Origin of the sequence: Zoogloea sp. (assembly GCF_023150065.1) — a bacterium.
Classification (GTDB): Bacteria; Pseudomonadota; Gammaproteobacteria; order Burkholderiales; family Rhodocyclaceae; genus Zoogloea.
The window spans coordinates 181,976-196,691 of the sequence record NZ_JAKLLN010000005.1 but is presented as its reverse complement, the minus strand read 5'-3'; the positions used below and the strand labels follow the sequence as shown (position 1 = coordinate 196,691).

Below are 14,716 nucleotides of genomic sequence, written 5' to 3'. Positions count from 1 at the left end.
TGAGCCCCCCTTAGTGCGCCCTGATTGACATTGGTCAAGCCAAGTACGATGAGCACGCGCCCTATAATGGAAGCACCCAGACTCAAGCAGGAGCAACTCAATGTTCAAGAACATTCTCGTTCCCACCGATGGTTCCGAGCTGTCTGATTCGACGGTTGCGCGAGCCGTCAGTTTCGCCAGTGAGGCGGGTGCCCGCATTACCTTCTTTTATGCACAGCCCGATTTCCCAATGCCGATCTACGGCGAAGGTGCCCTGATCGACCCCACAACCCCCGAACAGTTCAGCCGCGCAGCCGCCCTGGAGGCCGAGCGCATCCTGACCAAAGCCAGAGCAGCAGCAGAGGCGGCAGGGGTTTCCTCCTCCTCCGACACCCAGGTCAGCGAAGTTCCCTACGAAGCCATCATCGAAGCCGTCGAACGTAACCAGTGTGATCTTATCTTCATGGCATCCCATGGACGACGCGGCTTGAGCGGCCTGCTACTGGGCAGCGAAACCCAGAAGGTGCTGACCCATAGCAAGATTCCGGTGCTTGTCTATCGCTGACCTTCCGGCACACCGCAGAAACAAGAAGGCCTCGCTACTGCGAGGCCTTCTTGTTTCTGCGTGCCAGCATCTGATCCCTGGCGGTGCCTTCCTAGTCAGAGGCGCTCTGATTGATCTCGGCAGCGGTTCGCTGAAAGAATAGCGTCATCAGGCTTGATCCGGCACAGACGATCCAGAACCCGAAGAAGCCGATGGAATATGTGGCGATGGGCGAGAAATAAACGGGCTGCCCAAACAGGTAAAGCTCCTGGGGTGCGATCACCGTAAAGAACACCGCTTCGGCAATACCCGCAACCAGGAATGACGGCCACAAGACCTGAATCAGTTTCAACATGCTCCGGCTCCCCGGGGTGGGTTTCCCCTCCCCTCAACTATGTGAATGTCTTTCGTCCTCAGCGATATGGGTCTTCGCAAAACGGTAGATATATCCACCGATAACGAGAACGAAACCGATGGTAAACAGGCTCAGGAGCCCAATATCGGTACTGAACAACTCTTTCCAGGCCATGACATCCTCCTTGTCAATCAACAGGTTTGAGATCGGCTGAATCGATCCTGATCTCGGTCTCTGTGGGGAGGAATGCGGTCCCTGACAGCCGCCAGCTGCGGGACTCGTCTTCTAGTAGAACTTTCCAGTGCGCCGTGCTCAGGGCGACCGGGATGGCAGCACGATATGCACCATCCTTGCGCTCCAGCACGATCTGCTGATCCAGCCCACCGCGGGTGGGATGGGCCAGGGTTGCGTTCAGGCGACCGGGCAAATCGACACCGGGCTTGGCTGACAGCTCGACCGACAGGGACTCCGCAGAGAAACGGACCCGGGCAACCAGCCCCATGTCCTGCGCAGTCGTGGCCCGTGCCAGGGTCTGGTTGATCGCCAGCCCCTGCTTGTAATAGTCATCCGTCACCAGTCCGTCGAAAGACTTGATGGCCAGCCAGAGGGTGATGCTGCCTGCGACGATCGCCGTCGCGGGCATCAGCATCAGCAGCCAGGTCCACCGCTCCTTGTACCAGGGGGTGGGGCTGCGCTTGGCTTCGGTTGCGGACATGTTCATGGGGTCGAATCTCTATCGTGGAATGAGGAATGCAGTTTTTTCACGAACAGAGACCGTCTCGTCGTCGAGCGCCTTGACCTCGATGTACACCGTATTGGAACCAGGCTTGCCGGATTCCGGCGGAACGGCAACCTCCACCGTCACAGCCCTGAGGCCCGCAGCATCCACCTCAAAGGGCTCGGCCGGCGTGATCTTCACACCATCGAGGCCACTGGCAGACAGGGCAAAGCGGCGCGGCTTTTCGGTCATGTTCATGACCTGAAGATTGTACACGTTGGCGATCAATCCCCCTTCCACTTCTCGGCTGAGGGTGGAGCGATCCTTGATGACGTCGACACGCAGGGTCGAGCGTGTGGCCAGCCCCCAAACGAAGGCACCGCAGATGGCGATCAGCACGGCGGCGTAGATCATGATCCGCGGCCGCATCACGTGGCCGATGATCTCCTTCATCCCCCAGTGACGCTTCATCGCGTTTTCAGTCGTGTAGCGGATGAGCCCCTTCGGGTAGTTCATCTTTTCCATGACCTGATCACAGGCATCAATACAGGCCGCACATCCGATGCACTCGTACTGCATGCCGTTACGGATATCGATCCCCGTCGGACAGACCTGGACACAGATTCCGCAATCGACACAATCCCCCTTGGAGAGGGTCTTCGGATCCAGCCCTTTCTTGCGCGGACCACGGGGTTCGCCGCGTTCGGGATCGTAGGTGATGACCAGCGTGTCCGGGTCGAACATGACCCCCTGGAAGCGGGCGTAGGGACACATGTACTTGCAAACCTGCTCACGCATCACGCCGGCAAACAGGTAGGTGAAACCACCGTAGAAGAAGATCCAGAACAATTCCCAGGGCCCGAAACTGAAGGTCAGGGCTTCCTGTACCAGTTCACGGATGGGGGTGAAGTAGCCCACCAGGGTAAAGCCGGTCCATAGCGAGATCGCGCCCCAGGCACCGAATTTCGCCGCCTTGATACCGAGCTTGCGCCCGCTCATCGGTGCGGCATCCAGCTTCATGCGCTGACTGCGATTACCCTCGATCTTCTCTTCAACCCACATGAAGATCTCGGTGTAGACCGTCTGGGGGCAGGCATAGCCACACCACAGGCGCCCCGCCACCGCCGTGAAGAAGAACAGGGCATAGGCACTGATGATCAGCAGGATGGCCAGGAAGAACACGTCCTGGGGCCAGAAGACCCATCCAAAAATGTAGAACTTGCGCTCAACCAGATCCAGCAGGACGGCCTGCCGATCCCCCCAGGGCAACCAGCACAGTCCGTAAAAGATCAGCTGTGTTGCCCACACCAGGATCCATCGCCAGGTGGCGAACAGCCCTGTGACGGCGCGGGGATACACCTTTTGCCGAACTGCGTAGAGGGTATCTTCAGCTTCCGCCGGAGTCTTTGACTTCGGTTCAGCGCTCTTGGGGGTCTGGGTGTCTGGCTGGCTCATGATTGCCAAATAATAATATTCTAATATTATTGCTCAAAAACTCCCCGGGGCATGCCCGGGGAATCGATCAGCAGGAGCACAAAGCACTCCTTCTGAAACTTACTTCTTCTCTTCGGCCGGGGCCGCGCCCTTGGAAAGGCTCAGTACATACGCTGCGAGCAAGTGTACCTTGTCTTCGCCAAGGAAGTCCTTGAATGCCGGCATCTGGTTGGTGCGACCATTGGTCACAGTCTCGATGATGGTGGCTTCGGAAGAACCATACAGCCAGGTCTTGTCGGTCAGGTTCGGTGCGCCGAGAGCAGGGGTGCCCTTGGCTTCCGGACCGTGGCAGGCCACGCAGTTGGCAGCGAAGAGTTCCTTGCCACGCTGAGCCCGCAGGGAATCATGGGCCAGACCGGACAGGGAACGAACATAGTTGGCCACATCCTTGGTACCGTCAGCACCCAGCGCCGGACCGAACGGAGGCATCATGCCCATGCGGCCACCCAGCACGGTGGTGCGGATGGTTTCGGGCTCGCCGCCGTACAGCCAGTCGGCATCGGTCAGGTTGGGGAAGCCCTTGGCACCCTTGGCATCGGCACCGTGACACTGGGCACAGTAGGTCAGGAACAGACGCTGGCCCATCGCATTGGCTTCCTTGTCGCCCGCGACCGCATTGAGATCCATGCTGCGGAACTTGGCAAAGATCGGACCATACTTTTCGGCGGCGGCCTTCTGCTCGGCTTGCCACTGATTACCGGAGGACCAGCCCAGTTTGCCCTGGTTGTTACCGAAACCGGGGTACATGGACAGATAAACGATCGCAAAGATGATCGTGATCCAGAACATGTACATCCACCACTTGGGCAGCGGGTTGTTGTACTCCTGCAGGGTCTCATCCCAGATGTGATCATGCAGGCCCACCGGCCCGGAGGTCCGCTTCGTCATGTTCGAGACGAGCACGAACACGCAGAAGCCGATACTCAGGAACACCAGCACCATCACGTAGGCGTTCCAGAAACCGCTAACAAAGTCAGCCATTTTTATTTCCTTCCTTGGTTTGCCGTCCCGCGTCGGGAGCCGGCAAGTCGTCCTCGCTGAACGGCAGGAGCGCTGCCTCGTCGAACCCCTTCCGCGCACGACCACTGAAGGCCCAGAGACTTATGCCGATGAAACATACAAAGCCCAGGACGGTTACCACCGTCCGCGCATCATTGATATCCACGCTCACGCTCCTTCGTTCTCAGAATGGTCTTTCCCTGCAGCATCAGCTGCCCGGATTGAGCTCCACTCGACGGGCTTCAGCATTGTCGCCCGAACCGGTGATGCTGACAGGCGGCTTCATGTTGATCCGGTCTTCGGCCACACCAGCAGCCTTGAGGGCTTCACGAACAGCCTTGGCACGTTCCTTGGCGAGTTCGAGGTTTTTCTCCACGTCACCCGTCTTGTCGGTGTAACCCGTCACATCGACCTTCGCGTCAGCCTTGTCCTTGATGAACTTGGCCGTCGCCTCGACCGCAGCAGCGGCATCAGCGGGGAGCGTGCTGGACCCGACTTCAAAGAAGACTTTGCCCAGCGCCTCGGCAGCAGCCGGGGCGGCTGCGGCGGCAGGCGCTACAGCAGGAGCAGCAGCCTTGCCGGCATTCAGCGCAGTACCCAGACCCTGGAGGTAAGCCACCAGCACATCCAGCTCGGTCTTGCCTTCGAGCGCCTTGCGGGCACCCTGGATCTCCTCATCGGAGTAAGGCACACCCACCTTGCGCAGGGCCTTCATCTTGGCTTCGATGTCGTCGGACTTGGCCGGGCGGTCGAGCCAGGGGAAGGCAGGCATGTTGGACTCGGGCACCACGTCACGAGGATTCAGCAGGTGAATGCGATGCCACTGGTCGGAGTAACGACCACCCACGCGATGCAGGTCAGGACCGGTACGCTTGGAGCCCCACTGGAAGGGGTGGTCATACACGTACTCACCGGCAACGGAGTAGTGGCCATAACGCTCGGTCTCGGCACGGAACGGACGGATCATCTGGGAATGGCAGTTGTAACAGCCTTCACGGATGTAGATGTCACGGCCGACCAGACGGACCGGATCGTAGGGCTTGAGGCCTTCGACCGGGGTCGTCGTGGAGTGCTGGAAGAACAGCGGAACGATTTCCACCAGACCGCCGATACTCACGGTCAGCAGCGTGAAGACGATCAGCCAGCCAACCTTGCGTTCAATAAAGTCGTGATTCGATTGAGCCATGATTATTATTCCTCCCGATCAGGCGTGGGCGCCAGCAGGTGCCAGCACCGGAGCTTCATAGGCCTTCTGACCGGCAATCGTCTTGATCATGTTGTAGAACATGATCAGCATGCCCGTCAGGAACAGCACGCCGCCGAGCACACGAATTGCCCAGAACGGGTAGCTGGCCTTCACGGATTCGACGAAGGAGTAGGTCAGGGTGCCGTCCGGGTTGGTGGCACGCCACATCAGGCCCTGCATCACGCCGGAAATCCACATGGAGGCGATGTACAGCACGATGCCGATGGTCGCAATCCAGAAGTGGGTGGTGATCAGCTTGGTCGAGTACATCTCGGTCTTGCCGTACATGCGCGGGATCAGGTAGTACATGGCGCCGATGGACACCATGGCCACCCAGCCCAGAGCGCCGGAGTGCACGTGACCGACGGTCCAGTCGGTGTAGTGTGACAGCGCATTAACCGTCTTGATGGACATCATCGGACCTTCGAAGGTCGACATGCCATAGAAGGACAGGGAGGTGATCAGGAACTTCAGGATCGGGTCGGTGCGCAGCTTATGCCAGGCGCCGGACAGGGTCATGATGCCGTTGATCATGCCACCCCAGGACGGAGCCAGCAGGATCAGGGAGAACACCATGCCGATGGACTGGGTCCAGTCGGGCAGCGCGGTGTAGTGCAGATGGTGCGGACCCGCCCACATGTAGGTGAAGATCAGCGCCCAGAAGTGCACGACGGACAGGCGGTAGGAGTAAACCGGGCGGCCAGCCTGCTTCGGGACGAAGTAGTACATCATGCCCAGGAAGCCGGCGGTCAGGAAGAAGCCCACGGCGTTGTGACCATACCACCACTGGATCATGGCGTCCTGCACACCCGCATAGGCGGAGTAGGACTTGCCAAGGGAAACCGGCACTTCAGCGCTGTTGACCAGGTGCAGCAAGGCAACGGTCAGGATGAAGGCGCCGTAGAACCAGTTGGCCACGTAGATGTGGGTGGTCTTGCGGGTGCCGATGGTGCCGAAGAACACGATGGCGTAAGAGACCCACACCAGGGTGATCAGGATATCGATCGGCCATTCGAGTTCAGCGTATTCCTTGCCGGACGTCCAGCCCAGAGGCAGGGTGATCGCGGCGAGGACGATGATCAGTTGCCAGCCCCAGAAGGTGAAGGCAGCAAGGCCCGGGGCGAACAAGCGGGTGTGACAGGTACGCTGCACACAGTAGTACGACGTGGCAAAAAGAGCACAACCACCAAACGCAAAGATCACCGCGTTGGTGTGGAGCGGGCGAAGCCGTCCAAAGTGCAGCCATTCGGCAACGTTCAATTCGGGCCACACGAGCTGTGCTGCGACGATAACGCCGACCAGCATGCCCACGATGCCCCATACCACCGTCATGATGGCGAACTGCCGCACGACTTTATAGTTGTAAGTCTGCGATTGCATGTGAGTCACCTCATCTTAAAAAAAACAAAACCCCCCTGCGAGCGCAACGGCGGACCGTCGGCAAGCTTCCGCGGAAGGATACGCCGCGATAAGGGCGACATTTTGACACAGATCAACTGGACTGCGCCCTTGACCGGCCGGGAGTCGTTGCGCCGTGAGGCTCTCCACGGGGTGACGCCTGACAGGGATTCAGCTCGGGAATGATCCCGGCAAGCGCTCGGGCAGGATCTACCCCTCCGCCCGAAAGTCGCGCAGCGCAAGGGTTTCGGCGGCTACACAGCGGGGAATCCGGGAGCCATCAGGCAATAGCCTTCATTCATTCGGCAAGCCACGACAAGCGAAACCTAACCCGGAATAGGTAGGCGGAAAAAATACGGGCAATAAAGAACGAAAAAGACCGGTCGCGCCCATTTCAGGCGCACTACCGGTCTGTCGTGATCAATAATTGAACACCCGCATTTGCCACGGGCAAAATTTCGTCAATTAAAGCTGCGGACGCCTTCCCCCAGAGTGGAGCCATCAGCCTCGCACAACTGCTCGAGCGCAGCCCAACGCCCCATGAGTTGCAGCGCGCACTCGCGCAGCACGGCGTCGAGGCCGGCATCGCGGCTGATCACCTCCAGATGCGCCAGCACCGACCGTGCGATCGCCGGGCTGCGCCGGGACGGAAAGCTCGTCATCAGCGTGATCAAGGCCGCCAGGGCCAGCTCCGGGCAGGACTCATAGTCCGGCAGGGCGCCTTCCCCCTCTTCCGGCACGCAGTTGCAGCGGGGGCTCATATACGCACCGCGTAGTACTCGACCACGTGCTGCACCTCTACCGGGAAGGGCACTTCGGAAGCATCCGGCAGCCGGCTCACCGTCGCGGTAAAGGACTTCCCATCACAACTAAGCCACTCGGGCCGTTCCAGGCTTGGCTGTTCCGCGCACTCAATCACGGACGGAATCTTGCGGGCACGCTCGGCAAGCACGATCACGTCCCCCGGCTTGACGCGGATGGATGGAATATTCACCGGCCGACCATTCAGCTGCACGTGCTTGTGCCTCACCAGCTGGCGCGCGGCCACCCCGGTCGGCGCAAAACCGGCACGAAACACCACGTTGTCCAGACGGCGCTCAAGCAGTTCAAGCAGCTTGCTGCCGGTAGGAGCCCTCGAGGCCTTTGCTTCACGGAAAAGGCGCTGGAGCTGGGATTCGGTGAGCCCGTAGTTCATGCGCAGCTTCTGCTTTTCCATCAGCTTGACCCCGAAGTCGGACTTGCGCCGGGGGCGCGAGCCGTGCTGGCCGGGCGGGTAATCCCGTTCTCCGGCGGACTTTCGGGACAGACCGGGCAGCTCACAGCCCAGGGCTCGGATGACCTTCAAACGGGGACCGGTATAGCGTGACATCGACGGGGATTTCCTTTCTGCAGAGAAGAAGACAGTTCGTTTGGCAATGACCCACCGCCCTCAGAAGGGGCTGGCAGCGAGAAACCCGGTCAGCAGGAGGCCGAGGACACAGACATTCAAAAGCATCGAGCGCATGGAATGGACTCCGGGAACAGGGAACCGGGTTGCATCTTAGAATCCGGACCAAGAAATGTAAACGATAATGATTTGCATTTATAAGCCAGCTTCGGTACATTGCGGCTTCCGGCAGCCCTGCCTGCCTTCATTGCCCTGAAAAGCGTCAAGCCAGCCACCACGGGAAACCCGCACGCCAGCTAGCCAGATGCCCTCAACGTCTGGAGATCTCTGCCGTGCCCAAGCCCCACCTCGCCTTCCGTTCCGGAAAGCATCCCCTTCCCCTCCTCATCAGTGCAGCGCTTGCCGGAAGCCCCTCCCTCGCCCATGCCAACGGCGAGGGAGGCACCCCCACTCTCGACCGCGTCGTCGTCTCGGCCACTCGCAGCGAAGCTCTGGTCGACGCCGTGCCCACCACCATCACCACCGTCGACAGGCAGAGCATGGACAGACGCATGCCCCACGACGAGACCAGCCTCTTCGCCGACGAGCCGGACCTGGCCGTCGCCCGCGATCTGCGTCGCTTTGGCGCCAGCTCGGTCAACATCCGGGGTATCGAGGGCAACCGGGTGCTGCAACAGGTGGATGGCGTGCGCATGCCCGACTTCTACAGCGGCGGCGGGCCATCCAACGCCACCACGGCCAGCTCTGACAGCCCCGAGATGGATTTTCTGAAACGCGTCGAGGTACTGCGCGGGCCGGCCTCCAGCCTGTATGGCTCCGACGCCTTGGGTGGCGTGGTCAGCTACTTCACCCTGGACCCGGCCGACATCCTCGGCCCGCGCGACAGCGCCGTCCGCTACAAGGGCACCTGGCGCGGCGCCGACAGCAGCCTGCAGAACACCCTCTACTTTGCCGGCCGCAACGAGATGGTCGAAGGCCTCGTGGCCGTCACCCGCCGCAACGGTGAAGAACTCGACAACCGGGGCGACGTGGGCGGTACCAGCGTCGGGCGGGAGCAGCCCAACCCCCAGGACACCCGCTCCCGGGGCACCCTGGCCAAGCTGATCATCAAACCCGCCCAGGGGCATCAGATCCGTTTTGCCTACGAAGACCGTAACCAGTCCGCCGACGTCGCCCTGCTCCGCCTGGCCACGTCACTGCCCCGGGTCAGCGGCGCCACAGGCAGCGAAGACGCCCGCCGCGAACGCTTCTCGGTCGACTGGGAGTGGAAGCCCACCGACGGTCTGCTGGATCGCCTCCTGTTCATGGTCTACCACCAGAACGCCGCCAACCACGACACCACCCTGCAGCAGCGCACGGCCACCACTGCGGGCTGCTCGGGCACCACCCGGGGCACCAACAACTGCCTGGTGGACATGCACTTCCACTTCCGCCAGGAAACCACCGGCGCGGGCGTGCAGCTGGAGAAGGGCCTGCGCACCGGCGCCCTGGATCACTTCTTCAGCCTTGGCGCCGACTGGCGCCGGCACAAGCTGGATGAGCTGCGGGACTACGTCATCACCAACCAGACCACCGGCACCGTCAGCAAGTCCCTGGCTGGAGACACCTATCCCCTACGCGACTTTGCACCTGGCGAATCAAGCACGCTCGGCCTGTTTGCCCAGGACGAGATCCGCATCGACCGCCTCACCGTCACCCCGGGCCTGCGCCTGGACTCGGTCAAGCTGCGCCCGGACGGGCTCTCCAAGAACATCGGCAACCAGACCTTCAGCGCCACCGGGCAGGATCACTCCGCCGTTTCGCCCAAGCTCGCCGCCATCTGGCGCCACAGCCCTGCCCTCTCCTTCTATGGCCAGGTGGTGCGCGGCTTCCGGGCCCCCAACTACGAAGAGGTCAATGGCCTCTTCTACAACGCTGCCCAGAACTACGCCAGCCTGCCCAACCCCAACCTGAAGCCCGAGACCAGCACCGGCATCGAGATCGGCACCCGCTTCAAGCTGGCGGGTGGCGACATGCAGCTGGCGGCCTTCCACAACAAGTACAGCAACTTCATCAGCAACGCGCTGATCTGCTCGACCCCCAGCGGCGCCAGCAGCCCGGCCTGCCTGGGCAACGCCGTGCGCTCGGTGTACCAGTCCATCAACCTCACCAGCGTCCGCATCCAGGGCGTGGAGGTACGTGGCAGCTGGGCGCTGCCGGCGGGCTTCCGTACCGCCACCGCGCTGGCCTGGTCCCAGGGTGATGTCACCTCGGCCGACCAGCCCCTCAACACCGTCGACCCGGCCCGCCTCTACCTGAACCTGGGTTGGGACGGCAGCCTGGCCAGCCGTCCGCTTGCCCTGGATGCGCGCCTGCGCGCCGCCCTCAAGAAGGACCGCGTCGACACCAGCGAAGTGGATTACTTCCGCACCCCGGGCTACGCCATCGTGGATTTCAGCGCCAGCATGCAGATCCATCCCAAGGCCCGCATCAATGTCGCCCTCAACAACCTCTTCGACAAGAAGTACTGGGTGTGGAGCGATGTCCGCCAGGTCGCCCTCGCCACCACCGACGCCGGCCCGGCCTTCTACACCCAGCCCGGCCGCAACCTGAGCGCCGCCCTGCAGGTGGACTTCTGATGCATCGCTTCGCCTGGCGGCCCCGGCGCCTTCTCGCCATGCTGGCCCTGCCCGTGCTGTGCCTGCTTCTCCTCACTGGAAGCGGGCCGGCGGTGGCCGGGCGGATCCTGATCATCAGCACCTCCCCGGTCCAGCCGGGCAAGTTCCTCAAGATGGCCGAGGTGGCAAAGCGGCATGGCCTTGCCCTGGAAGCCCGCTTTGCCGAAAAGCTGCCTGCCGACGTGGGCCCCGCCCTCTTCCAGGGCTACGACCTGGTGCTCTTCGATACACCTCGGGATCACCTCCAGGCCTTCGTCGAGGGCCGGCTTGCCGCAGCGCTGCCGGGCCTGCGCACGCCTCACCTGTGGCTCCACGATGGCCAGCCCCGCTGGCACGGCCTGCCCGAGGGTCTGGCCCGGCGCCTGCACACCTATTATGTAAACGGCGGACGGCTCAACATCGACGGCTTCCTCGCCAGCATCGCCGCCCATCTAGGTGGCAAGCCTGGATCAGCCCTGCCCGAACCCATCGTCTTTCCCAAGAGCGGCGTCTACCACCCTGACCATCCCGGCCTCGTCTTCGACAGCCCCACCGCCTACCTGGGCTGGAAGGGCGTCGCCCCTGGCGCTCCGGTCATCGCCATCGCCCTGCACCAGCAGTACATCGCCGCCGAACAGACCGCCTTCATCGACGACCTTATCCGCCGCATCGAGAAGGCCGGGGCCACGGCCCTACCCTTCTACAGCCCGGTCATGGATCCGGATGCCGTCCGGCGCATGCTGCGGGCCGACGGCCACCTGCTGGCCAACGCCCTGATTAACACCCAGATCATGCTCAACCCCGAAGGGCGCCGGACGGAGTTTGCCGACCTGGGCATCCCCGTCGTCCAGGCCATGCCCTACCGCAAGGGCGACGAAGCCGCCTGGGCCGCCGACCCCCAGGGCGTCGCCCTGATGGACGTGCCCTTCTATCTTGCCCAGGCCGAATACGCTGGCGTCACCGACATCCAGATCGCCGCCGCCACCCGCAAATCCGACGACCAGATCGCCCCCATCGCCCCCCAGGCCGACGCCGTGGTCAACAAAGCCCTGCGCCTGGCCCGGCTGCAGACCCAGGCCAACAAGGACAAGCGCGTCACCCTGTTCTTCTGGAACTACCCCCCGGGGGAGAAGAACCTCTCGGCCTCCTTCATGAACCTGCCGCGCAGCCTGGTCGCCACCCTCGCCGCCCTCAAGGCCCACGGCTACACCACCGAAACGCCGGGCGAAACGGAACTCACCCTGTCGCTCCAGCGCCTCCTCGCCCCCTACTACCAGCCCGCCGGCGACAACAGCGCCCTCGAATCCCTGCTCCGGGACGATCTGGCCGAACACCTGCCCCTCAGCACCTACCGGCGCTGGCTCGCCAGCCAGCCCGACAGCGTGCGCAAGCAACTGCACGAGCGCTGGGGTGAGCCCGAGCGTTCGTCCATGATCGTCGTCCATCGGGGCCAGCCCGGCTTCGTCATCCCGCGCCTGCGCCTTGGCCACCTGGCCCTGCTGCCCCAGCCCCCCCGGGGCGAACGCTGGGAAAACAAGGAAAAAGCGCTGTATCACTCCACCAGCGCCGCGCCCTCCCACTTCTATATGGCCGCCTACCTGTGGGCCCGGGAGCAGGCCCGGAGCGACGCGCTGATCCACTTCGGCACCCACGGCAGCCAGGAGTGGCTGCCCGGCAAGGAGCGCGGCCTGTCGGTGAGCGACTTCCCCATGCTTTCCGTCGGCGATGTGCCGGTGTTCTACCCCTACATAGTGGACAACATCGGTGAAGCCACCCAGGCCAAGCGCCGGGGCCGCGCCACCATCATCAGCCACCTCACCCCGCCTTTTGCCCCTGCCGGCCTGCATGCGACGCTCACCGCCATCCACGATCAGCTCCATGCCTGGCTGGCCCAGGACGAAGGCGCGGTGAAGGAGAAGATCCGCGCCCAGTTCATCGCCGCAGTACGCAAGGAGCGCATCGACCAGGATCTCGGCTGGAGTGAGGAACGCATCCGCAAGGACTTTCCGGCCTTCGTCAGCGCGGTACACGACCATCTCCACGAACTGGCCCGCACGGCACAGCCCTTGGGCCTCCACACCTTCGGCCAGGGCGCCGGCGAAGAAGGCCGCATCGCCACTGTGCTGATGATGGTCGGCAAGGATTTCTGGGAAGGCGTCGCCGGCCCGGATGAAGAGGCCGACGAGCTCCTCGTGGGCGACTACACCCGGCTGAAGGAATCCACCCCCTACCAACGCCTGAAGGCCATCCTGAATGGCACGGCCGAGTTGTCCGCACTGCCTCCCAAGGCACGCGCCGCCGCCGAGCAAGCCCGCAAGTGGTACGCCGCCCTCGACGCCCACCCCGAGATCAGCGCCCTGCTGGCCGGCCTGGAAGGCCGCCACATCCCCACCAGCTACGGGGGCGACCCGATCAAGAACCCCGATTCCCTGCCCACGGGCCGCAACCTGTATGGCTTCGACCCATCCCGCGTGCCCACTCGGGCCGCCTGGGCTGCCGGCCGCGAGGCCTTCGACCAGCTCCTCGCCACCCACAAGGCCAAAGCCCGCAGGGCACCGCAGAAGCTGACCTTCACCCTGTGGTCGGTGGAGACCATGCGCCACTTCGGGCTGCTGGAAGCCCAGGCCCTGTGGGCAATGGGCGTCGAGCCCGTGTGGGATGCAGGCGGCCGGGTGGAGGACGTCCGCCTCGTGCCCCGGGAAGCCCTCGGCCGCCCCCGGGTGGACGTGGTGCTCTCAGCCACCGGCCTGTATCGTGACCACTTCCCCAACGTGATGCGCCTGCTCGCCAAGGCGGCCAAACTGGCGGCCGAGGCCGACGAGGCCGACAACCCCGTGGCCGCCAACTCCCGGCGCATCGCCGCCACCCTGCGCGCCAAGGGCTGGAGCGAAGCCCAGGCCAGCAACGCCGCCCAGACCCGCATCTTCTCGTCCGAATCCGGTCGCTACGGCACCGGCCTGGACGACGCCGCCCTGGCCACCGACACCTGGAAGGGCAAGGCCGAGGGCGACCGCAAGCTCGCCCGCCTGTACCTGTCGCGCATGCAGTTCGGCTACGGCCCCGACGAGACCCAGTGGGGCCAGCCTGGCACCGGAGGCGAGAACCTCTACGCCGCCCACCTCAAGGGCACCGAGGGCGCGGTGCTGTCCCGCACTTCCAACCTCTACGGCATGCTCACCACCGACGACCCCTTCCAGTACCTGGGCGGCATCGCCCTCGCCGTCCGCCACCTGGACGGCAAGGCACCGGAACTCTACATCTCCAACCTGCGGGGCAGCGGTGGCGGCAAGGTGGAAGGCGCCGCCGGCTTCCTGGCCAAGGAGCTGGCCACCCGCAACTTCCACCCCGGCTACATCCAGGGCCTGATGAAGGAAGGCTACGCCGGCACCCTGCAGGTGCTCGATGGCGTCAACAACTTCGCCGGCTGGCAGTCGGTGGCCCGGGAGATCGTCCGCGACGACCAGTGGCAGGAGTTCGTGGATGTCTATGTGCGCGACAAGCACAAGCTCGGCCTGAAGGACTGGTTCGAACGCCAGAACCCCCATGCCCTCGCCCAGAGCATCGAACGCATGCTCGAAGCCGCCCGCCAGGGCTACTGGAAGGCCGACAAGACCACAGTAGACGAACTCAAGGCCCGCTACCGGGAGCTGGCCAACCGTCATCAGGTAAAGACCGACAACGCGCAGCTGGCCACCTACGTCGGCTTCGGGCTGGCCCAGGCGGCCCCGGCACCGGCGGCGAAAACCTCACCCTCCCACACCGCCCCGAGCGCTGAGATGCCGTCCCCAGCCCCCGAAGCGCCGCCCATCCAGGGCATGCGCCTCGACAAGGTGGCACCGCCTGCACCGCCCCCCGCATCCAGTGCCGACTGGGGCCTGGCACTCATCGCCCTGGCGACCCTCGGCGGCGCCCTGCGCGCCCGTCACGCCCATCGCTAACCACGACCAACCAAGCCTCTCA

Annotated in this window: 13 protein-coding genes and 1 pseudogene; 3 read left to right on the top strand and 11 right to left on the bottom strand. The window is 63.3% G+C overall.

Annotated features, from left to right (window positions below; translation table 11 throughout):
- The first annotated feature begins 100 nt into the window (after positions 1-100).
- Complete coding sequence (locus L6Q67_RS08725) at positions 101-544, top strand: universal stress protein (protein WP_296568140.1); 444 nt, start codon at positions 101-103, stop codon at positions 542-544.
- A 91-nt stretch (positions 545-635) separates the two neighbouring features.
- Here L6Q67_RS08725 and L6Q67_RS08720 read toward each other — a convergent pair whose 3' ends face one another.
- The 11 genes and pseudogenes from L6Q67_RS08720 to rpsD form a co-directional block, all read right to left on the bottom strand.
- Positions 636-878, bottom strand: coding sequence for a hypothetical protein (locus L6Q67_RS08720; RefSeq protein ID WP_296568138.1), 243 nt, complete (start codon positions 876-878; stop codon positions 636-638).
- 33 nt (positions 879-911) lie between these two features.
- Complete coding sequence (locus tag L6Q67_RS08715) at positions 912-1,052, bottom strand: DUF3149 domain-containing protein (RefSeq protein WP_296568131.1); 141 nt, start codon at positions 1,050-1,052, stop codon at positions 912-914.
- Positions 1,053-1,065: 13 nt separating this feature from the next.
- On the bottom strand, positions 1,066-1,599 hold the full coding sequence (locus L6Q67_RS08710; RefSeq protein ID WP_296568128.1) for a FixH family protein: 534 nt from the start codon (positions 1,597-1,599) through the stop codon (positions 1,066-1,068).
- Positions 1,600-1,611: 12 nt separating this feature from the next.
- Complete coding sequence (ccoG, locus tag L6Q67_RS08705) at positions 1,612-3,051, bottom strand: cytochrome c oxidase accessory protein CcoG (protein WP_296568126.1); 1,440 nt, start codon at positions 3,049-3,051, stop codon at positions 1,612-1,614.
- A gap of 99 nt (positions 3,052-3,150) precedes the next feature.
- Positions 3,151-4,071: a cytochrome-c oxidase, cbb3-type subunit III gene (gene ccoP, locus L6Q67_RS08700; RefSeq protein WP_296568125.1), complete on the bottom strand. Its 921-nt coding sequence runs from the start codon at positions 4,069-4,071 to the stop codon at positions 3,151-3,153.
- A complete protein-coding gene (locus L6Q67_RS08695) occupies positions 4,064-4,255 on the bottom strand; it encodes a cbb3-type cytochrome c oxidase subunit 3 (protein ID WP_296568123.1) in 192 nt (63 codons plus the stop codon). Before L6Q67_RS08695 ends, ccoP begins: the two co-directional genes overlap by 8 nt.
- A 42-nt stretch (positions 4,256-4,297) precedes the next feature.
- Complete coding sequence (locus L6Q67_RS08690) at positions 4,298-4,606, bottom strand: OmpA family protein (protein WP_296568268.1); 309 nt, start codon at positions 4,604-4,606, stop codon at positions 4,298-4,300.
- A gap of 57 nt (positions 4,607-4,663) precedes the next feature.
- A pseudogene (ccoO, locus tag L6Q67_RS08685) lies at positions 4,664-5,275 on the bottom strand (cytochrome-c oxidase, cbb3-type subunit II); the annotation flags it as partial.
- Positions 5,276-5,293: 18 nt separating this feature from the next.
- Positions 5,294-6,715, bottom strand: a complete 1,422-nt coding sequence (gene ccoN / locus L6Q67_RS08680; RefSeq protein ID WP_296568121.1) for a cytochrome-c oxidase, cbb3-type subunit I — start codon at positions 6,713-6,715, stop codon at positions 5,294-5,296.
- 479 nt (positions 6,716-7,194) lie between these two features.
- Positions 7,195-7,494 (bottom strand): hypothetical protein, encoded by a 300-nt coding sequence (locus L6Q67_RS08675; RefSeq protein ID WP_296568119.1) that lies wholly within the window; start codon positions 7,492-7,494, stop codon positions 7,195-7,197.
- Positions 7,491-8,102, bottom strand: coding sequence for a 30S ribosomal protein S4 (rpsD, locus tag L6Q67_RS08670; RefSeq protein ID WP_296568117.1), 612 nt, complete (start codon positions 8,100-8,102; stop codon positions 7,491-7,493). The genes L6Q67_RS08675 and rpsD overlap by 4 nt, the downstream gene beginning before the upstream one ends.
- 350 nt (positions 8,103-8,452) lie before the next feature.
- Between rpsD and L6Q67_RS08665 the strand changes: the two genes are divergently transcribed.
- Together L6Q67_RS08665 and cobN are read left to right on the top strand one after the other, a co-directional pair.
- Positions 8,453-10,738 carry a TonB-dependent hemoglobin/transferrin/lactoferrin family receptor gene (locus L6Q67_RS08665; RefSeq protein WP_296568114.1) on the top strand — a complete coding sequence of 762 codons (2,286 nt, stop codon included), beginning with the start codon at positions 8,453-8,455 and terminating at the stop codon, positions 10,736-10,738.
- Entirely contained in the window at positions 10,738-14,694 is a 3,957-nt protein-coding gene (cobN, locus tag L6Q67_RS08660; protein ID WP_296568112.1) for a cobaltochelatase subunit CobN, read from the top strand. Before L6Q67_RS08665 ends, cobN begins: the two co-directional genes overlap by 1 nt.
- Positions 14,695-14,716 lie beyond the last annotated feature (22 nt).

What these genes read in the sequence shown, in the direction of transcription:
- L6Q67_RS08725 (WP_296568140.1), top strand. Translation starts at nt 101, where the DNA reads ATGTTCAAGAACATTCTCGTTCCCACCGATGGTTCCGAGCTGTCTGAT.
- L6Q67_RS08720 (WP_296568138.1), bottom strand. Translation starts at nt 878, where the DNA reads ATGTTGAAACTGATTCAGGTCTTGTGGCCGTCATTCCTGGTTGCGGGT.
- L6Q67_RS08715 (WP_296568131.1), bottom strand. Translation starts at nt 1,052, where the DNA reads ATGGCCTGGAAAGAGTTGTTCAGTACCGATATTGGGCTCCTGAGCCTG.
- L6Q67_RS08710 (WP_296568128.1), bottom strand. Translation starts at nt 1,599, where the DNA reads ATGAACATGTCCGCAACCGAAGCCAAGCGCAGCCCCACCCCCTGGTAC.
- ccoG (WP_296568126.1), bottom strand. Translation starts at nt 3,051, where the DNA reads ATGAGCCAGCCAGACACCCAGACCCCCAAGAGCGCTGAACCGAAGTCA.
- ccoP (WP_296568125.1), bottom strand. Translation starts at nt 4,071, where the DNA reads ATGGCTGACTTTGTTAGCGGTTTCTGGAACGCCTACGTGATGGTGCTG.
- ccoN (WP_296568121.1), bottom strand. Translation starts at nt 6,715, where the DNA reads ATGCAATCGCAGACTTACAACTATAAAGTCGTGCGGCAGTTCGCCATC.
- L6Q67_RS08675 (WP_296568119.1), bottom strand. Translation starts at nt 7,494, where the DNA reads ATGAGCCCCCGCTGCAACTGCGTGCCGGAAGAGGGGGAAGGCGCCCTG.
- rpsD (WP_296568117.1), bottom strand. Translation starts at nt 8,102, where the DNA reads ATGTCACGCTATACCGGTCCCCGTTTGAAGGTCATCCGAGCCCTGGGC.
- cobN (WP_296568112.1), top strand. Translation starts at nt 10,738, where the DNA reads ATGCATCGCTTCGCCTGGCGGCCCCGGCGCCTTCTCGCCATGCTGGCC.